13 protein-coding genes and 1 pseudogene are annotated in these 14,137 nt (G+C 65.4%); 7 read left to right on the forward strand and 7 right to left on the reverse strand.

What is annotated here, in order from left to right; genetic code table 11:
* From VPH40_RS15140 to VPH40_RS15150, 3 genes and pseudogenes are all read right to left on the reverse strand, one after another.
* Positions 1–87, reverse strand: a pseudogene (locus VPH40_RS15140) (GNAT family N-acetyltransferase); the annotation flags it as partial.
* Entirely contained in the window at positions 88–702 is a 615-nt protein-coding gene (locus VPH40_RS15145) for an NnrU family protein (RefSeq protein ID WP_328573862.1), read from the reverse strand. It lies immediately after the preceding pseudogene.
* A 33-nt stretch (positions 703–735) separates the two neighbouring features.
* Complete coding sequence (locus VPH40_RS15150) at positions 736–1,128, reverse strand: Imm10 family immunity protein (protein ID WP_077408640.1); 393 nt, start codon at positions 1,126–1,128, stop codon at positions 736–738.
* Between the two features lie 147 nt (positions 1,129–1,275).
* Here VPH40_RS15150 and VPH40_RS15155 point away from each other — a divergent pair, with 147 nt between their 5' ends.
* From VPH40_RS15155 to VPH40_RS15165, 3 genes are all read left to right on the forward strand, one after another.
* On the forward strand, positions 1,276–1,692 hold the full coding sequence (locus tag VPH40_RS15155) for a GNAT family N-acetyltransferase (RefSeq protein ID WP_328573863.1): 417 nt from the start codon (positions 1,276–1,278) through the stop codon (positions 1,690–1,692).
* Between the two features lie 7 nt (positions 1,693–1,699).
* The gene (locus VPH40_RS15160) at positions 1,700–2,446 is read left to right on the forward strand and encodes a M56 family metallopeptidase (RefSeq protein ID WP_328573864.1); all 747 of its coding nucleotides are present in this window, start codon (positions 1,700–1,702) and stop codon (positions 2,444–2,446) included.
* 64 nt (positions 2,447–2,510) lie between these two features.
* Positions 2,511–3,011 (forward strand): hypothetical protein, encoded by a 501-nt coding sequence (locus VPH40_RS15165; RefSeq protein WP_305062834.1) that lies wholly within the window; start codon positions 2,511–2,513, stop codon positions 3,009–3,011.
* 3 nt (positions 3,012–3,014) lie between these two features.
* On the opposite strand, the gene VPH40_RS15170 is transcribed toward VPH40_RS15165, so the two are convergent.
* Positions 3,015–3,821 (reverse strand): class I SAM-dependent methyltransferase, encoded by an 807-nt coding sequence (locus VPH40_RS15170; RefSeq protein WP_328573865.1) that lies wholly within the window; start codon positions 3,819–3,821, stop codon positions 3,015–3,017.
* A 297-nt stretch (positions 3,822–4,118) separates the two neighbouring features.
* Between VPH40_RS15170 and VPH40_RS15175 the strand changes: the two genes are divergently transcribed.
* The 4 genes from VPH40_RS15175 to VPH40_RS15190 all read left to right on the forward strand — a co-directional run bounded on the left by VPH40_RS15175 (position 4,119) and on the right by VPH40_RS15190 (position 10,588).
* Complete coding sequence (locus VPH40_RS15175) at positions 4,119–7,490, forward strand: MHYT domain-containing protein (RefSeq protein WP_328573866.1); 3,372 nt, start codon at positions 4,119–4,121, stop codon at positions 7,488–7,490.
* The gene (locus tag VPH40_RS15180) at positions 7,487–8,500 is read left to right on the forward strand and encodes a response regulator (protein WP_328573867.1); all 1,014 of its coding nucleotides are present in this window, start codon (positions 7,487–7,489) and stop codon (positions 8,498–8,500) included. Before VPH40_RS15175 ends, VPH40_RS15180 begins: the two co-directional genes overlap by 4 nt.
* A 312-nt stretch (positions 8,501–8,812) precedes the next feature.
* The gene (locus VPH40_RS15185; protein WP_305054111.1) at positions 8,813–9,649 is read left to right on the forward strand and encodes a universal stress protein; all 837 of its coding nucleotides are present in this window, start codon (positions 8,813–8,815) and stop codon (positions 9,647–9,649) included.
* Positions 9,650–9,718: 69 nt separating this feature from the next.
* On the forward strand, positions 9,719–10,588 hold the full coding sequence (locus VPH40_RS15190; RefSeq protein WP_328573868.1) for a hypothetical protein: 870 nt from the start codon (positions 9,719–9,721) through the stop codon (positions 10,586–10,588).
* 53 nt (positions 10,589–10,641) lie between these two features.
* Here VPH40_RS15190 and VPH40_RS15195 read toward each other — a convergent pair whose 3' ends face one another.
* The 3 genes from VPH40_RS15195 to VPH40_RS15205 all read right to left on the reverse strand — a co-directional run bounded on the left by VPH40_RS15195 (position 10,642) and on the right by VPH40_RS15205 (position 14,137).
* Entirely contained in the window at positions 10,642–12,960 is a 2,319-nt protein-coding gene (locus tag VPH40_RS15195; protein ID WP_099666388.1) for an NADP-dependent malic enzyme, read from the reverse strand.
* A gap of 192 nt (positions 12,961–13,152) precedes the next feature.
* Entirely contained in the window at positions 13,153–13,512 is a 360-nt protein-coding gene (locus VPH40_RS15200; protein WP_328573869.1) for a hypothetical protein, read from the reverse strand.
* Complete coding sequence (locus VPH40_RS15205; protein ID WP_328573870.1) at positions 13,505–14,137, reverse strand: SMI1/KNR4 family protein; 633 nt, start codon at positions 14,135–14,137, stop codon at positions 13,505–13,507. The genes VPH40_RS15200 and VPH40_RS15205 overlap by 8 nt, the downstream gene beginning before the upstream one ends.

Raw genomic sequence — 14,137 nt, forward strand, 5'->3', positions numbered from 1 at the left:
CAGCCTGCCCTCCAGGCCCGCCTTCACCGCCGCCCACTCCGTATCGATAATGCTGAAACGCACGGAATTGCGTTTGCGCCCGTCCGGCTATCCAAACGGCCGCACGCCAAACAGCACGCCGTGCAGCCAGAACGCCAGCAGCAGCCACAGCGCACAGCCCGCGCCGACCGCGATCAGGGTGCCTGCCATGGTGCCGCCCTCGTACGCCACTCCGGCCGCGCGGTCGCGTTGCACGGCGGCATACAGATCGATTGACGACCAGACGAGAAAGCCGCCGAACAGCAGCACATCGGCCACGTTGCCGTTGGCCAGCAGATGCGCCACGGCCCAGAATTGCGTGCCCAGCAGCATGGGGTGGTGCACCAGGGTCTTGATATGGTTGCGCGGCACATTGGCCGCCGCCAATAAAATCAGCGAGAACAGCATCAGCAGGGCACTGATGTGGCGCAAGCCCATGGGCGGCGACCACAGCACTTGCGGCTGCTGGCGCGCCAGGGCGTAGCCCCAGATGATCAGGCCCAGCCCCACGAACGCCACGAGCGAATACAGGCCCTTCCAGCGCTTTTCGCCGAGGCGCGCCAGCTGGGCGCTGCGCCAGCCGTCAGCGACGATGCGCACCGAGTGCAAGCCCAGGAACAGCAGCAAACCGAGTATCAGCACCGTCATCGTCCACTCCCCCAGTCCATATCCTCTATCCAGCATACCCGACATCATGGCCGGCGGCGTCCGCGCAGATCAACGTTCTTCGCGATAGTAGTCGCAGCCCTCGAACGTGGTGCGCAGCGCCTGCTGCAGCTGGGCGTAGCGCTCCGGCGTCAAATTGAAACGCACGTCGATCTGGCCGTCGTCGTCCATCTGCATGGCGGCCTCGGCATCCATCTGCACGGACAAACGGTTCGGATGCAGGATGACGGCGTGCATGTGGCCATACCAGGCAAATTCCTGGCCGCCATATTCGATGTAGGGCTCGTCCATGCCCATGGCCACGTCCTGCTCGTCATACTCGTCGGCGCGCTGCAGCATCAGGTAGACGGGCTCGCCTTTGCCGGCTGGCGCGGCCAGGGTGGTGATCAGGGCGTCGTCTTCATTGATGACGGACAACTCGGTGGCGGTAAATCCTGCGGACATGGCGTGCTTTCAACAAATATGGGGATGGCGCCACCATAGCGCAAAAGCGGCACGGACGACATAGCGCGCGATGAATAAAGCCTGCCGTCACGAAAATCCATCGCCGCCTATAATTGCCGCTCCAAACTATTTCTACAGGAGACCGCCTTGACCGCAGCATCGCCCTACACCACCCGCCTGGCCATCCCTTCCATCGCCACCTACCAGCACCTGCGCGTCGCCGCCGGCCTGAGCGCGAAAACCACGGCTGCCGCGGCCAGGGGCTTGCCGAATTCCCTGTTTGCCGTGCAAGTGCTGCATGGCGACGAGGTGGTGGGCATGGGCCGCATCATCGGCGACGGCGGCTGTTTCTTCCAGGTCGTCGATATCGCCGTGCTGCCGGCCCACCAGGGCAAGGGATTGGGCAAGCTGATCATGCGCGAAATCCGCCAGTTCATCGATCGCGGCGTGCCGGAAAGCGCGTATGTCAGCCTGATCGCCGATGGCCAGGCGCAAGACCTGTATGCGCAGTTCGGTTTCAAGCACACGGCGCCCGCCTCCGTCGGCATGGCGCTGAAGCGCTAGGCGCCCGATGCCGGCCTGGTTGCTGTGCACCATGGCGCTGGCGCTGCTGTTGAGCGCCGCCGCCTGGCGCGCCGAGCGCACGCAGCAAAGGCGCGGCCGCACGACGCGCTGGCTGTGGCTGGCGGCCATCGCCGCGTCCGCCATCGTGCCCCTGGCATGGCTGCCCGGCGTGCTGGCGGCCATGCCCGCGGAACAGGCGCAGCTGAAACTGGGCTGGTTCATGCTATCGAGCGGCATGCTGATGCTGCTGGCGCTGCGCAGCGTCTGGCTGCTGTCGCACCAGCGGCGCTGGCAAAAGAGCACCTTGCTGGGCACGCCCGTCTTCCTGAGCGGCGGCATCGGTCCCTGCGTGGCGGGACTGCTGCGGCCGCGCATCGTAATGCCCGTCTGGCTGCGATTGATTTCGTCCCAGCAACAGGCGCTGCTGCTGGCGCACGCCCAATGCCGGCTGGCCGCGCGCGACCCGCAGCTGCTGGCCGTGGCGTACGCCCTGATTATTCTCATGCCGTGGAATGTGTCCCTGTGGTGGCAGTTGCACCGGCTGCGCTTTGCCATCGAAGTCGATTGCGACGCGCGCATGCTGGCGCAGGGCCACGTGCTGCGCGACTATGCCATCGTCCTGCGCCAGCACGGCCAGTATTACTCGGGCTTGACGGGCGCCTCGCCCATCGTGCTGAACGACCCGCGCGCACTGCGCCGGCGGCGCCGCCTGATGGCCAGATTTACCCGGAACCAGGCGGCGAACTTGCTATAGTAGCGGCAACGCCGCGCAATGCGCCCGCGCCACCGGCTTCCCCTTCAGAAATCAGAGAGATACCATGCTTTACCTGCTTGCCATCGTGATCGTCATCGCCCTGCTGTACTACGTCTTCAGCGGCCGCACGCCCGCCAAACCGCTGCACAAGCCGCTCATGTCGGTGCGCCAGTACGTGCCGGCGATTCCTGCGGGCGCACCCGCGCATCACTGGACCGATGAGGGGCGCTTTGCGTCGGAAGTGGAAAACGAATCGATGTACCAGCCCGCCATCGCCAGACTGGCCGGCGAGCACGGTCCCGGCAATGCGGAAGAGAAATGCCTGGCCCTGCTCGTCTGCGACGATGCCAACCCGTTCCAGGACAAGGCCATCGCCGTCTTCATCGATGGCCAGCTGGTCGGCTACCTGTCGCACAACGACGCGCTGCGCCTGCGCCGCAACCTGGGCCGCATGGACCTGGTGGGCCAGCTGACCTCGTGCGACGCCGTCATCCGCGGCGGCGGACTGTGGAATGGCAAGCGCCTGTCGTATGCCGTCTGGCTGGACTTGCAGCCCTACAACTAAACGCTATCCCGCGCGCGCCAGCCTGACGGCGCGCGTGGCGATAAAGCTGGGCAGGTATTTTTCAATTTCAAAACGCGGGTGGGGATGCATTTCCTCGTGGTATCCCGCCAGCACGAAGCCCGCCGCCAGCTGGCCGCCGATCTGGCTGTCCAGGCCGTGGCCAAAGATCAGTGCCTCGCCCCTTTCCATGCGCGCCGCCAGCGCATCGGCATCCATATCCGCCACATCCGAGTACGGCAGCACGAAACGGGGCCGTATCAAGCCCTGTTTTGCCCATTGCGGGTCGCGGTCGCCGATGAACACGGCCGGGTTGAAGAAACTGCTCAACAGCACGCCACCGTCCGCCAGCACGCGCGCGCATTCGCGCCACACGGGGGCGATATCGGGCACGTACTGGTTCGACACGGGATGGACGATGACATCGAAACTGGCGTCGGCGAAGCAGGCCAGGTCGCGCATGTCGCCCTGTACGGTGATTAACTGCAAGCCGTCGCGCTCGGCCACCATGCGGTCTTGCGCCAGTTGCTGCTCAGACAGATCAAAGACGGTCACGTGCGCGCCGGCGGCCGCCAGCACGGGCGCCTGTTGCCCGCCAGCACCGGCCAGGCACAGGATGCGCTTGCCACGCACGTCATCCAGCCAGCCGGCCGGCAAGGGGCCGGGCGTCAGGTGGATGAGCCACTGTCCGGCGCGCGCCGCGGCGATGGTGGCGCTGTCGACGGGCTGCGACCAGGGACTGTTCCGGGCCGCCTGGGCATCCCAGGCTTGCTGATTATGCCGCAAGAAGTTGTTACCTAAAGGCATCGTCATCCTTTCAGAAAAAAGCAGGACGCGAATGTAGCATGACACAAGGCAAGACGTCGCACTTTGCAAAAAAACCACACAATTCCTGATGGAAACTTCTTCGCCCGCACCGCCATTCCCTTGGTGCGGCGAGGCCTGCGCCCCGCTTTTCCGCCTGCGCACGGCTTGCACGACAGAGAAAATAATTACAAATAAGATATTTGTTTCCAGAAATCTGGTAAGGTCATTTGCATCGGCCACCCGCAGCGATGGCCGGCCCCGATCCTGTTTTCAGCGCCACGACGCTCTCTTTGCCTGCCCACGATGATACCTGCCAGCGTCCAGCACCTGTTCCACCTTCCCGCCGATCCGGCCCAGCTGCACCACGGCCAGCATGCGCCGGGCCTGGTGCTGCTGTCGCTCGTGATCGCCATTTTCACGTCGTGGATGGCCTTCCAGATGACGGCGTACAGCCGCGCGCAGGCGAGCATCAGCCGCCGCTTGCACTTGCTGTGCCTGCTGGCCGGCAGCCTGGCGCTGGGCTGCGGCGTGTGGGCCATGCATTTCATCGGCATGCTGGCCTTCGAGCTGGGCACCAGCGTCGCCTACGATCCGGGCCTGACCTTGCTATCCATCGTACCCAGCGTGGCGGCCTCGTTCGTGGCCCTGGCCACCATCAGCCGGCGCGCCGTCACGGCGCCGCTGCTGCTCAGGAGCGGCTTGCTGGTGGGCCTGGGCATCGGCGCCATGCATTACACGGGCATGCACGCCATGCGCATGGGCCTGTCGCTGCGCTACGAGCCGCTGCTGTTCGCGCTGTCGCTCGTCGTTGCCGTGGCGCTGGCCACCGTGGCCCTGTGGATACGCTTCGGCCTGCGCGGCTGGAGCGGCCGCATGTCCGCCTCGCGGCGCACCTTGATCAGCGCTGGCGTCATGGGTTGCGCGATTGCCGGGATGCATTACATGGGCATGCAAGCCGCCCGCTTCGTGGGGACGATTCCCCCAGGCAATGATGCCGATGCCAACCGGCCCATGCTGGTGATCAGCGTGACCCTGCTGACCATCGCCCTGACGATCCTCGTCGCCTCGGCCGTGGGCATCTTGCGCTACCGCGAACTGTTTCGCCACCTGAACCAGAGCGAACACTGGACACGGTCGCTGTTGACGAGCACGGTCGACGGCGTCATCACCATCGACCGGCATGGCAGCATCATCGACTTCAACGGCGCCGCCGAGCGCATCCTCGGCTGGCGGGCGGCGGAAATTGTCGGCCGCCACGTCAGCCTGCTGGTCAGCGACGTGCGCCAGTCGGAACAGCAGGGCCTGCTGCACTACCTGCGCACGGGCGAAGGCGAGGCGGTTCACACCAGCGAGGAAATCGTCTACCTGCGCAAGGATGGAGTACCGGTCGCCGTGCAGCGCTCGATGGCCAGCGCGCGCCTGGCCGACCAGGATTTATATGTGCTGTTCATTACGGACATCAGCGAACGGCGCGCCATGCTGGCCGCCCTGCGCGAAAGCGAGCAGCAGTTGCGCTCGCTGATCGGCAATCTGCCCGGCATCGCCTTTCGCTGCACCACGGCGGAAAACCAGCCCATGCTGTTCATCAGCGACGGCGTGGAAGGGGTCACCGGCTATCCGCCCGCCGACTTTCTCGGCGCGGCGCCGCGCCGCACCATCACGGGCCTGATCGCCAGCGAAGAGCGCGCCTACGTCATCGATGTCTTCAACCGCAGCGTCGCCAGCGGCGAGCCCTACCTGCTCGAATACCGGCTGCTGCATGCGGACGGCACGGCGCGCTGGCTGTGGGAGCGGGGCACCGTCGTGCACGACGCGGCAGGCGCCGTACGCTGGGTCGACGGCGTCATCCTCGACATCAGCGAACGGCGGCAAATGGAGGAAGACTTGCGCATGGCCAAGGAAAAAGCGGAGCTGGCGGCCGCCACGCGGGCCAGCTTTGTCGCCAACATGAGCCATGAAATCCGCACGCCGATGAATTCCATCCTCGGTTTTACCGATGTGCTGCTCGACTCGCCGCTGGCGCCCGAGCAGCGGCGCCACCTCGATACCGTACGCCAGTCCGGCCGCTCGCTGTTGCGCCTGCTCAACGAAGTGCTCGATACTGCCAAGCTGGACAAGGGCGCCGTGGCGCTGGAATTGCGCGACTACAGCCTGCTGGCGCTGGTCGACGAGCTGGCGTCCACGTATGGCATCCATGCGCGCGCCAAGGGCTTGCGCATGGAGGTGCAGTACGACCCGCAACTGCCGGCCATGCTGCATGGCGACGAATTGCGCATGCGGCAAGTGCTGGGCAACCTGCTCGACAACGCCATCAAGTTCACGCCCGGCGGCGCCGTCAGCCTGGCGGCGCGCCGCGACGATGGCCAGCTGCACCTGCTGGTGCAGGACAGCGGCATCGGCATCCCCGCGGAACGGCGCGACGCCATTTTTGATCCCTTCGTGCAAGCGGACGCCTCGACCACGCGGCGCTTCGGCGGCACGGGCCTGGGCACCACCATCAGCCGGCAGCTGGTGACCCTGATGCAGGGGCGCATCTGGGCCGATGCCGCCTTGCCGCACGGCAGCGTGTTCCACGTCATGCTGCCCTTGCTGCCGGCGCGCCAGGCGGCGCTGCCCGCCAGCGAACGGCGCAGCGTGCGCCTGCCGCCCCTGCGCGTGCTGGCCGCCGACGACGTGCCGCAAAACCTGGAACTGCTGAGCTTACTGCTGGGCAAGCGTGGCCACACGGTGGTCACGGCCGGCGATGGCGCGCAAGCCTTGCAACTGGCGCAGCAGGATGACTTCGACGTGCTGCTGCTGGACTTGCAAATGCCACACATGGATGGCCTGGCCGCCACGCAAGCCATCCGTGCCGCCGCCCTGCGCGACGGACGCCCGCGCGTGCCCGTGATCGCCATGACGGCCAGCGTGCTCGAAGCGCACCGCAAGGCGGCGCGGGCGGCCGGCATGGACGGTTTTGCCACCAAGCCCGTCGAATGGCAGGCGCTGGCGCTGGAAATCGCGCGCGTGCTGGGCCTGGCGGCGGACCCGGCCGACGATAGCCTCGCACCGCCGCCCGCTGGCGGACGGGTGCTGCACCATGCGGGCGCCCTGCAGCGCTGGGCCGGCAACGACAGCGCCTACCGCGCGGCGCTGGCCCGTTTCGGACGCGAGCATCCGCGCCTGCCTCCCGCCCTGCTGGCCGCCATCGAGGCACGCGACCACGCGGCGCTCTTGTCGCACAGCCACCAACTGCGCGGCGTGGCCGCCAACCTGGGACTGGAGCAACTGGCCGCCAGCCTGGCGGCGCTGGAGCAATGCTGCGCCGGTCCCGGTCTCGGTCTCGGTCCCGCTCCCGCCACGGCACTGCAGCTCGACGAAATCCTGGGCGCCCTGCTGACGCAATGGCCGGCGGCAACGGCCGCCATCGCCCGGCTGGCGCCGCCTGCCTTGCCAGCGGCAACGGCGGCGGCGGCCATCGACGCGCCCGCCGTCCGGCAAGCGGCCAGTGCCCTGTTAAGCGCCTTGCGGCGCGGCGAACTCGATGACGCGGCGCAAGCACAGTTGCAGCACGCCATGGGCGCGCAAGCGGACGAGCTGACGCCGCTGCTGCATGCCATCGACGACTTTGATTTCCCCCAAGCACAGTCGCTGCTGCACGACTTGCTGCACACCTACGCCCCGGAGTCCCCATGAATGCACCAGCCAGGCCCGTGATTCTCATCGTCGACGATGAGGCGGCCAATTTGCAATTGCTGCGCCAGATCTTGCAGAACGACTATGCGCTGCTGTTCGCCAAGGATGGCGCGCGGGCGCTGGCGCTGGCGCAGCAGGAGCGCCCGGCCCTGATCCTGCTCGACGTGATGATGCCCGGCATGAGCGGCCACGACGCCTGCCGCCAGCTGAAGGCCGCGCCGCTGACGGCCGCCATCCCCGTCATTTTCGTCACGGCCCTGAACGACATGCGCGACGAACTGAGCGGTTTTGAGGCGGGCGCCGTCGATTACATCACCAAGCCGCTCAGCCCCGCCATCGTGCGCGCCCGCGTGCGCACGCATCTGTCGCTGGTGCGCATCGATGAATTGAAGGAAACGCGGCTGCAGATCGTCCAGCGCCTGGGCCTGGCGGCCGAATACAAGGACAATGAAACAGGCTTGCACGTGATCCGCATGAGCCATTACGCGCGCCTGCTGGGCGTGGCCGCCGGCATGGACGAGGCCGCCGCGGACGACCTGCTGCACGCGGCGCCCATGCACGACGTGGGCAAGATCGGCATCCCCGACCGCATCCTGCAAAAGCCGGGCAAGCTCGACGCGGACGAATGGAGCATCATGCAGACGCATGCGCGCATCGGCGGCGACATCATCGGCGAACATGCGGAAGGCGGCATGCTGGCGCTGGCGCGCGCCATCGCCGTGTCGCACCATGAAAAATGGGATGGCAGCGGTTACCCGAACGGCTTGGCAGGCGAAGCGATCCCGCTGGCGGGGCGCATCGTCGCCGTGGCGGACGTATTCGACGCGCTGACCTCGGTGCGCCCGTACAAGCGCGCGTGGTCGGTGTCGGACGCCGTGGGCTATCTGCAAGCGCAACAAGGCAGCCATTTCGATGCGCGGCTGGTCGACCTGTTTGTCGGGGAATTGCCCGCCATCGACGCCATCCGGCTGCGCTGGGCAGAGAAAGCGGAACACCACGCGCCCGCTTGAAGAGTGAACTCCCGCCACGGCCAGCGTTGTTGCGTCACACAAGCAAGTGCCGGACAGATGGCGCCGGCGCCGATGCAGACCACTGGAGGGGCCAGGAGTTCAATGCCATTATGGCTGGCGCTGGGGCAGGCATTTTGATGCACATCAAACAGCTCGCACTTTCCTGGCTGCGCACTTGCAGATGGCCCTGGCCTCTCTTTTTTTGACTTACATCAAGCCCAGCATAAGAAAAGCCCCGGCCAGCACGGCAATGCTGGACTTGCCCGTGTTGCCGTTCTAGCCTTGTTGCCATCCTGACTACCGAGTGACAACATGGCTTACAAATCCATCCTCGTCCACGCCGACCTGTCGCGCCATGCGCCGCAGCGCATCGCCATCGCGGCGCGGCTGGCGCACGCGCACCAGGCGCACCTGATCGGCGCCGCCATGACGGGCATGTCGCGCTTTACCCTGGAAAACAACCGCGGCATGCGCGGCGGCGCCGTGGCGGCGCAGATTTCAGCCTTGCATGGGCAGGCGGAACAGGCGCTGGACCAGTTCGAGACGCTGGCGCGCCAGGCCGGCGCCGCCTCGCTCGAGCGCCGCCTGATCGAAGACGACGAGGATGGCGGCATGGCCGTCAGCGCCCGCTACAGCGATCTGACCGTGCTGAGCCAGCACGACGCCGGCGAAGCCTTGCCCGGCGCCATGAGCGACCTGGTGCCCTACGTGATGCTGAACGCTGCCCGTCCCGTGCTGATCGTGCCGCGCAGCGGCCAGTTCGCACAGGTGGACAACACGGTCGTGGTGGCCTGGGATGGCAGCATGGAAGCGACGCGCGCCATCGGCCACGCCCTGCCCCTCTTGCGCGCGGCGCGCCTGGTGGTGCTGGCCCTGCTGCATCCGCCGGTCGGCCACGCGCAGCCGGCGCGCCATCCGGGCGCCGACATCGCCGCCTACCTGAGCCGCCACGGCGTGCCCGTGGAAGTGCGCCCGGCCGTCGCCACGGGCGACATCGGCGCGGCGCTGCTGGCCATGGCCGCCGAAGTGCATGCGGATCTGCTGGTGATGGGCGGCTACGGCCACGCGCGCTTCCGCGAAATCCTGCTGGGCGGCGTGACGGAAACCGTGCTGCGCCAGATGACCTTGCCGGTGCTGATGGCGCACTGACACCAAGCGCGCTCCATGTCGTTGCACAATGGGTATACTTGCCTGTTTATCCATATCAAAGCAATGTACATGAACCAACAACTCCTCAATTGGGGCAATAGCCTGGTGCCGTTCGGCGGCGAACTGCTGTGGACCGCCCTGCCGTGGATGCTGCTGTGCAGCGCGGCCGGCTTCGTGCTGGCGCTCGGCATCTGCTACCAGCTGGCCAGAAAATGCCTGCTGGTGCGCCGTCCCCGCGCCTGGCATGTGGCCGCCAAGCTCAGCTATGTGCTGATCCTGCTCGCGCTGCCGCTCCTCGGTGCCGGATTTGGCGCCGTGCACAGCGTGCACCGCGTGGTCAACCAGGCCCTCGAGCGCGACTTGCAGCCTGTGGTCGAAGCGCAGATGCCGGCGCTGCGCGTCTACCTGGAACAGCAGGTCAAGCTGATCGCCCCGGGCCAGCCCATCAGCGTGCGCAGCCTGCTCGAACCGTTCGTGCAAGGCATGTATTACCAGCCCACATCGAGCAGCTACTGGGAACGCAGCAAGGCGCGCTGGATCAATGAATTCATTCTGCGCCGCGGCAGCGTGCTGCTGACGCAGGTGCTGCAGGAACAGCTGATCGCCAGGGTCGGCCTGCTCGGCGAAGCGCTCAAGGGCGCCAACTTCCGTGGCCAGGCGACTGGCGAGCTGGCCGCGCTGGGCACCGACCTGGCCGTGCGCCTGACCACCGACGTGGCGCGCCATGCCGACTTCAGCAAACTCGACAAGTCAGTGCCGATGATTTTCATCGACGCCATCAAACGGCAAGCCGGCGCCTATTTCAATTCGCTCAAGATCACGCTGGGCCTGTTCGCGCTGGTGGCGCTGCTGCTGGTATGGGGCGAGATCATGCTGTACCGCCATTACTACCTGCGCCGCCATCCGCCCGCCGCGGCCCTGCCCGTGTCGCCCATGTAAAAAAAGCCGCGCCTCCTTGCGGATGGCGCGGCTTTCAGGCGGCAGCTAACAGCTTAGGCTTTGCGCTGTGCCACGGCGTCGACGACGCACAGGGCCGTCATGTTGACGATGCGGCGCACGGTGGCCGATGGCGTCAGGATGTGCACGGGCTTGGCGCAACCGAGCAGGATCGGACCGACGGCGATGCCGTTGCCGGCCGCCGTCTTCACCAGGTTGTAGGCGATGTTGGCCGATTCGATGTTCGGCATGACGAGCAGGTTGGCGTCGTTCTTCAGTGCCGAATTCGGCATGATTTTCTGACGCAGCTTGCTGTCGAGGGCCGTATCGCCGTGCATTTCGCCGTCGATTTCCAGGTCCGGCGCGCGTTCCTTGATGATGGCGAGCGCGGCGCGCATCTTTTGCGCCGAGGCGCTATCGCTGGAACCGAAGTTCGAGTGCGACAGCAGGGCTGCGCGCGGCGACAGGCCGAAACGGGTCATCTCTTCGGCGGCCATGATGGTGATCTCGGCCAACTGGTCCGCGTCCGGGTTTTCATTGACGTGCGTGTCGACCATCACCAGCTGGCGTTCCGGCATGATCAGCACGTTCATGGCGGCGTAGACATTGCTGCCGGCGCGCTTGCCCAGCACCTGGTCGATGTATTTCAGGTGCAGCTGGGTGGTGCCGAAGGTGCCGCAGATCATGCCGTCGGCGTCGCCCTTGTGGATCATCATCGAACCGATCAGGGTGTGACGGCGGCGCATTTCCAGTTTAGCGTATTCCTCGGTGACGCCTTTGCGGCTGGTCATGGCGTAGTACGTATTCCAGTAATCGCGATAGCGCTCGTCGAAGTCCGGGTTGATGACGTCGAAGTCGACGCCTTGCTTGAGGCGCAGGCCGAACTTCTGGATGCGCGCTTCGAGCACCGGTGGACGGCCGACCAGGATGGGACGCGCCAGTTTTTCATCGACCACCACTTGCACGGCGCGCAGCACGCGCTCTTCTTCGCCTTCGGCGTAGACGATGCGTTTGAGTTCGGCCGGCGTGGATTTGGCCATCAGGAACAGCGGCTTCATGAAGGTGCCGCTGCGGTAGACGAATTGCTGCAGGCTGTCTGCGTACGCTTGCAAGTCCTTGATCGGACGCGTGGCGACGCCCGAATCCTCGGCCGCCTTGGCGACCGCCGGTGCGATCTTGATCAGAAGGCGCGGATCGAACGGCATCGGGATCAGGTATTCAGGACCGAACGACAGGTTGCTGATGCCGTAGGTGGTGGCCACGATGTCGGACTGCTCGGCATGCGCCAGGTCGGCGATCGCGTGCACGACGGCGATTTCCATCTCGCGCGTGATGGTGGTGGCGCCGCAATCGAGGGCGCCGCGGAAGATGTACGGGAAGCACAGCACGTTGTTGACCTGGTTCGGATAGTCCGAACGGCCCGTGGCGATGATGGCGTCGCTGCGCACGGCCTTGACTTCTTCCGGCAGGATTTCCGGATTCGGGTTGGCCAGCGCCAGGATCAGCGGGTTCGGCGCCATCTTGCGCACCATGTCTTGCTTCAGCACGCCGCCGGCGGAGACGCCGAGGAAGATGTCGGCGTCCGGGATGATCTCGGCCAGGGTGCGCAGCGGCGTGTCTTGCGCGAAGCGTTCCTTGTCCGGGTCCATCAGTTCCGTGCGGCCCTTGTAGACGACGCCGGCCAGGTCGGTGACGTAGATGTTTTTCAGGGGGAAGCCCAGGTCGACGATCAGGTCCAGGCAGGCCAGCGCCGCGGCGCCCGCGCCCGATACGACCAGCTTGCAATCCTCAATTTTCTTGCCGACGGCTTTCAAGCCGTTCAGGATGGCCGCGCCGACGATGATGGCGGTGCCGTGCTGGTCGTCATGAAAGACGGGAATCTTCATGCGGTCGCGCAGCTGGCGCTCGATGTAGAAGCACTCGGGCGCCTTGATGTCTTCCAGGTTCACGCCGCCGAAGGTCGGTTCCAGCGAAGCGATGATGTCGACCAGCTTGTCCGGGTCCATCTCGTTGATTTCGATGTCGAAGACGTCGATGCCGGCGAACTTCTTGAACAGCACGCCCTTGCCTTCCATCACCGGCTTGGCGGCCAGCGGGCCGATATTGCCCAGTCCCAGCACGGCCGTGCCGTTGGTGATGACGGCCACCAGGTTGCCGCGCGCCGTATATTTATAGGCATTCGCCGGATCGATGACGATTTCTTCGCAGGGAGCGGCCACGCCTGGCGAGTAGGCCAGCGCCAGGTCGCGCTGGTTGGTCAGTTGTTTGGTCGGCGTCACGCTGATTTTGCCGGGGCGCGGGCACTCGTGATACTCGAGTGCGGCCAAGCGCAATTGTTGACGCAATTCTTCTTTTTTATCAGATGACGAATCCATGCTGTGCTGCCTTCCTGTTTGGTCGATCGGGTGTTCCGGATTTTATCAGACCGATTCTTTCAATTAGCTAGGTATTTTCCGCTAGCCACAGTCTGATATCACGAAAACGCATAACCTAGCATTGTAAGGCCGTGCGGCGGCACAAACGTCCTGAACAGGAAAAACTATCAAATTTTAGATTTCAATTAGTTTTTATGATGGAATATCGGCGGCGCGCCACAGCGGCAGCGCGGCGACGGCCCGCTCGATATCGTCCATGTCGTCCGCGCCGAGGGTGCCGTCGAACGGCGCGGACAAAATGCGGCGCATCAGCGCCAGGCGCGTCGTCGCTTGCTGCGCGTCGATGAAGCGCGTCGTCTCCGCGCAATACTGCGCGCGGCGCAGGGCATCGGCGCCGTCATCGTCGCCATCGGGATAATAATGGCGGCCGATGTGATGCAGCGACTGCAGCAGGAATTCGATCTCGCGCAGGATGCGCAGCGCATCCTCGCCGGACAGCACGATGCGGCGGTTGGCGGGCAGCAGGGACGGCGGCGCGGCCCGGTTATTCAAAATTCTCATCTGTCAGGAAGGCATAGCCGTCATCGATAAGCATCTGCAAATACGAGTCGAAGCTGTCGGCGATGACCAGGTAGCTGTCGGGATCGTGCAGGAAGCGCACCACCTGCCCCACCTTGCCCGACGCCGTGGGCGTGAAATCGATATACAGCCGGGACGAGCCGCCATTGTTCATGCAATGCGAAAAACACAGGCGCTGGCCCTGCCGGATGCCGGCGTCGATGCGGGCGTCGACAATGCCGGGATCGTCGTCCAGATAATGGCCGTAGATGTCGGCGATGCTGCGCTGGTTCGCCTGCCCATCCTTGAGGATCTGCTCGACGGAGCTCAGGTAATACGGATACTCGAACACGTCCGACCCCAGCATGTACACCAGCACCATGCCGCCCGCATACTTCTGATAATAGGTGCCGTTGTACTGGCCCAGCAAGCGCAGCAGGCTGTCCGGGCACAGCGGATACGTTTCGCGCAGGCTGGCCAGTTGCGCCGCGCTGGCGCCGCTGGCCAGCGCCAGCTCCGCCAACGGCTCCGGCGGCATGGCCTGGCGCAATCCTGTCAAATAGTGGTCGACGATGTTCATGAGCGAAATATAGCAGCTGCCGGCACCCGGCAGGCGCAC

Source organism: Janthinobacterium sp. P210005 (genome assembly GCF_036231865.1).
Taxonomy (GTDB): domain Bacteria; phylum Pseudomonadota; class Gammaproteobacteria; order Burkholderiales; family Burkholderiaceae_D; genus Janthinobacterium; species Janthinobacterium kumbetense.

Bases quoted from the DNA above. Each gene is read 5' to 3' on its own strand.
- VPH40_RS15145 (WP_328573862.1), bottom strand. From the start codon at position 702: ATGCTGGATAGAGGATATGGACTGGGGGAGTGGACGATGACGGTGCTG.
- VPH40_RS15150 (WP_077408640.1), bottom strand. From the start codon at position 1,128: ATGTCCGCAGGATTTACCGCCACCGAGTTGTCCGTCATCAATGAAGAC.
- VPH40_RS15160 (WP_328573864.1), top strand. From the start codon at position 1,700: ATGCCGGCCTGGTTGCTGTGCACCATGGCGCTGGCGCTGCTGTTGAGC.
- VPH40_RS15165 (WP_305062834.1), top strand. From the start codon at position 2,511: ATGCTTTACCTGCTTGCCATCGTGATCGTCATCGCCCTGCTGTACTAC.
- VPH40_RS15170 (WP_328573865.1), bottom strand. From the start codon at position 3,821: ATGACGATGCCTTTAGGTAACAACTTCTTGCGGCATAATCAGCAAGCC.
- VPH40_RS15175 (WP_328573866.1), top strand. From the start codon at position 4,119: ATGATACCTGCCAGCGTCCAGCACCTGTTCCACCTTCCCGCCGATCCG.
- VPH40_RS15180 (WP_328573867.1), top strand. From the start codon at position 7,487: ATGAATGCACCAGCCAGGCCCGTGATTCTCATCGTCGACGATGAGGCG.
- VPH40_RS15185 (WP_305054111.1), top strand. From the start codon at position 8,813: ATGGCTTACAAATCCATCCTCGTCCACGCCGACCTGTCGCGCCATGCG.
- VPH40_RS15190 (WP_328573868.1), top strand. From the start codon at position 9,719: ATGAACCAACAACTCCTCAATTGGGGCAATAGCCTGGTGCCGTTCGGC.
- VPH40_RS15195 (WP_099666388.1), bottom strand. From the start codon at position 12,960: ATGGATTCGTCATCTGATAAAAAAGAAGAATTGCGTCAACAATTGCGC.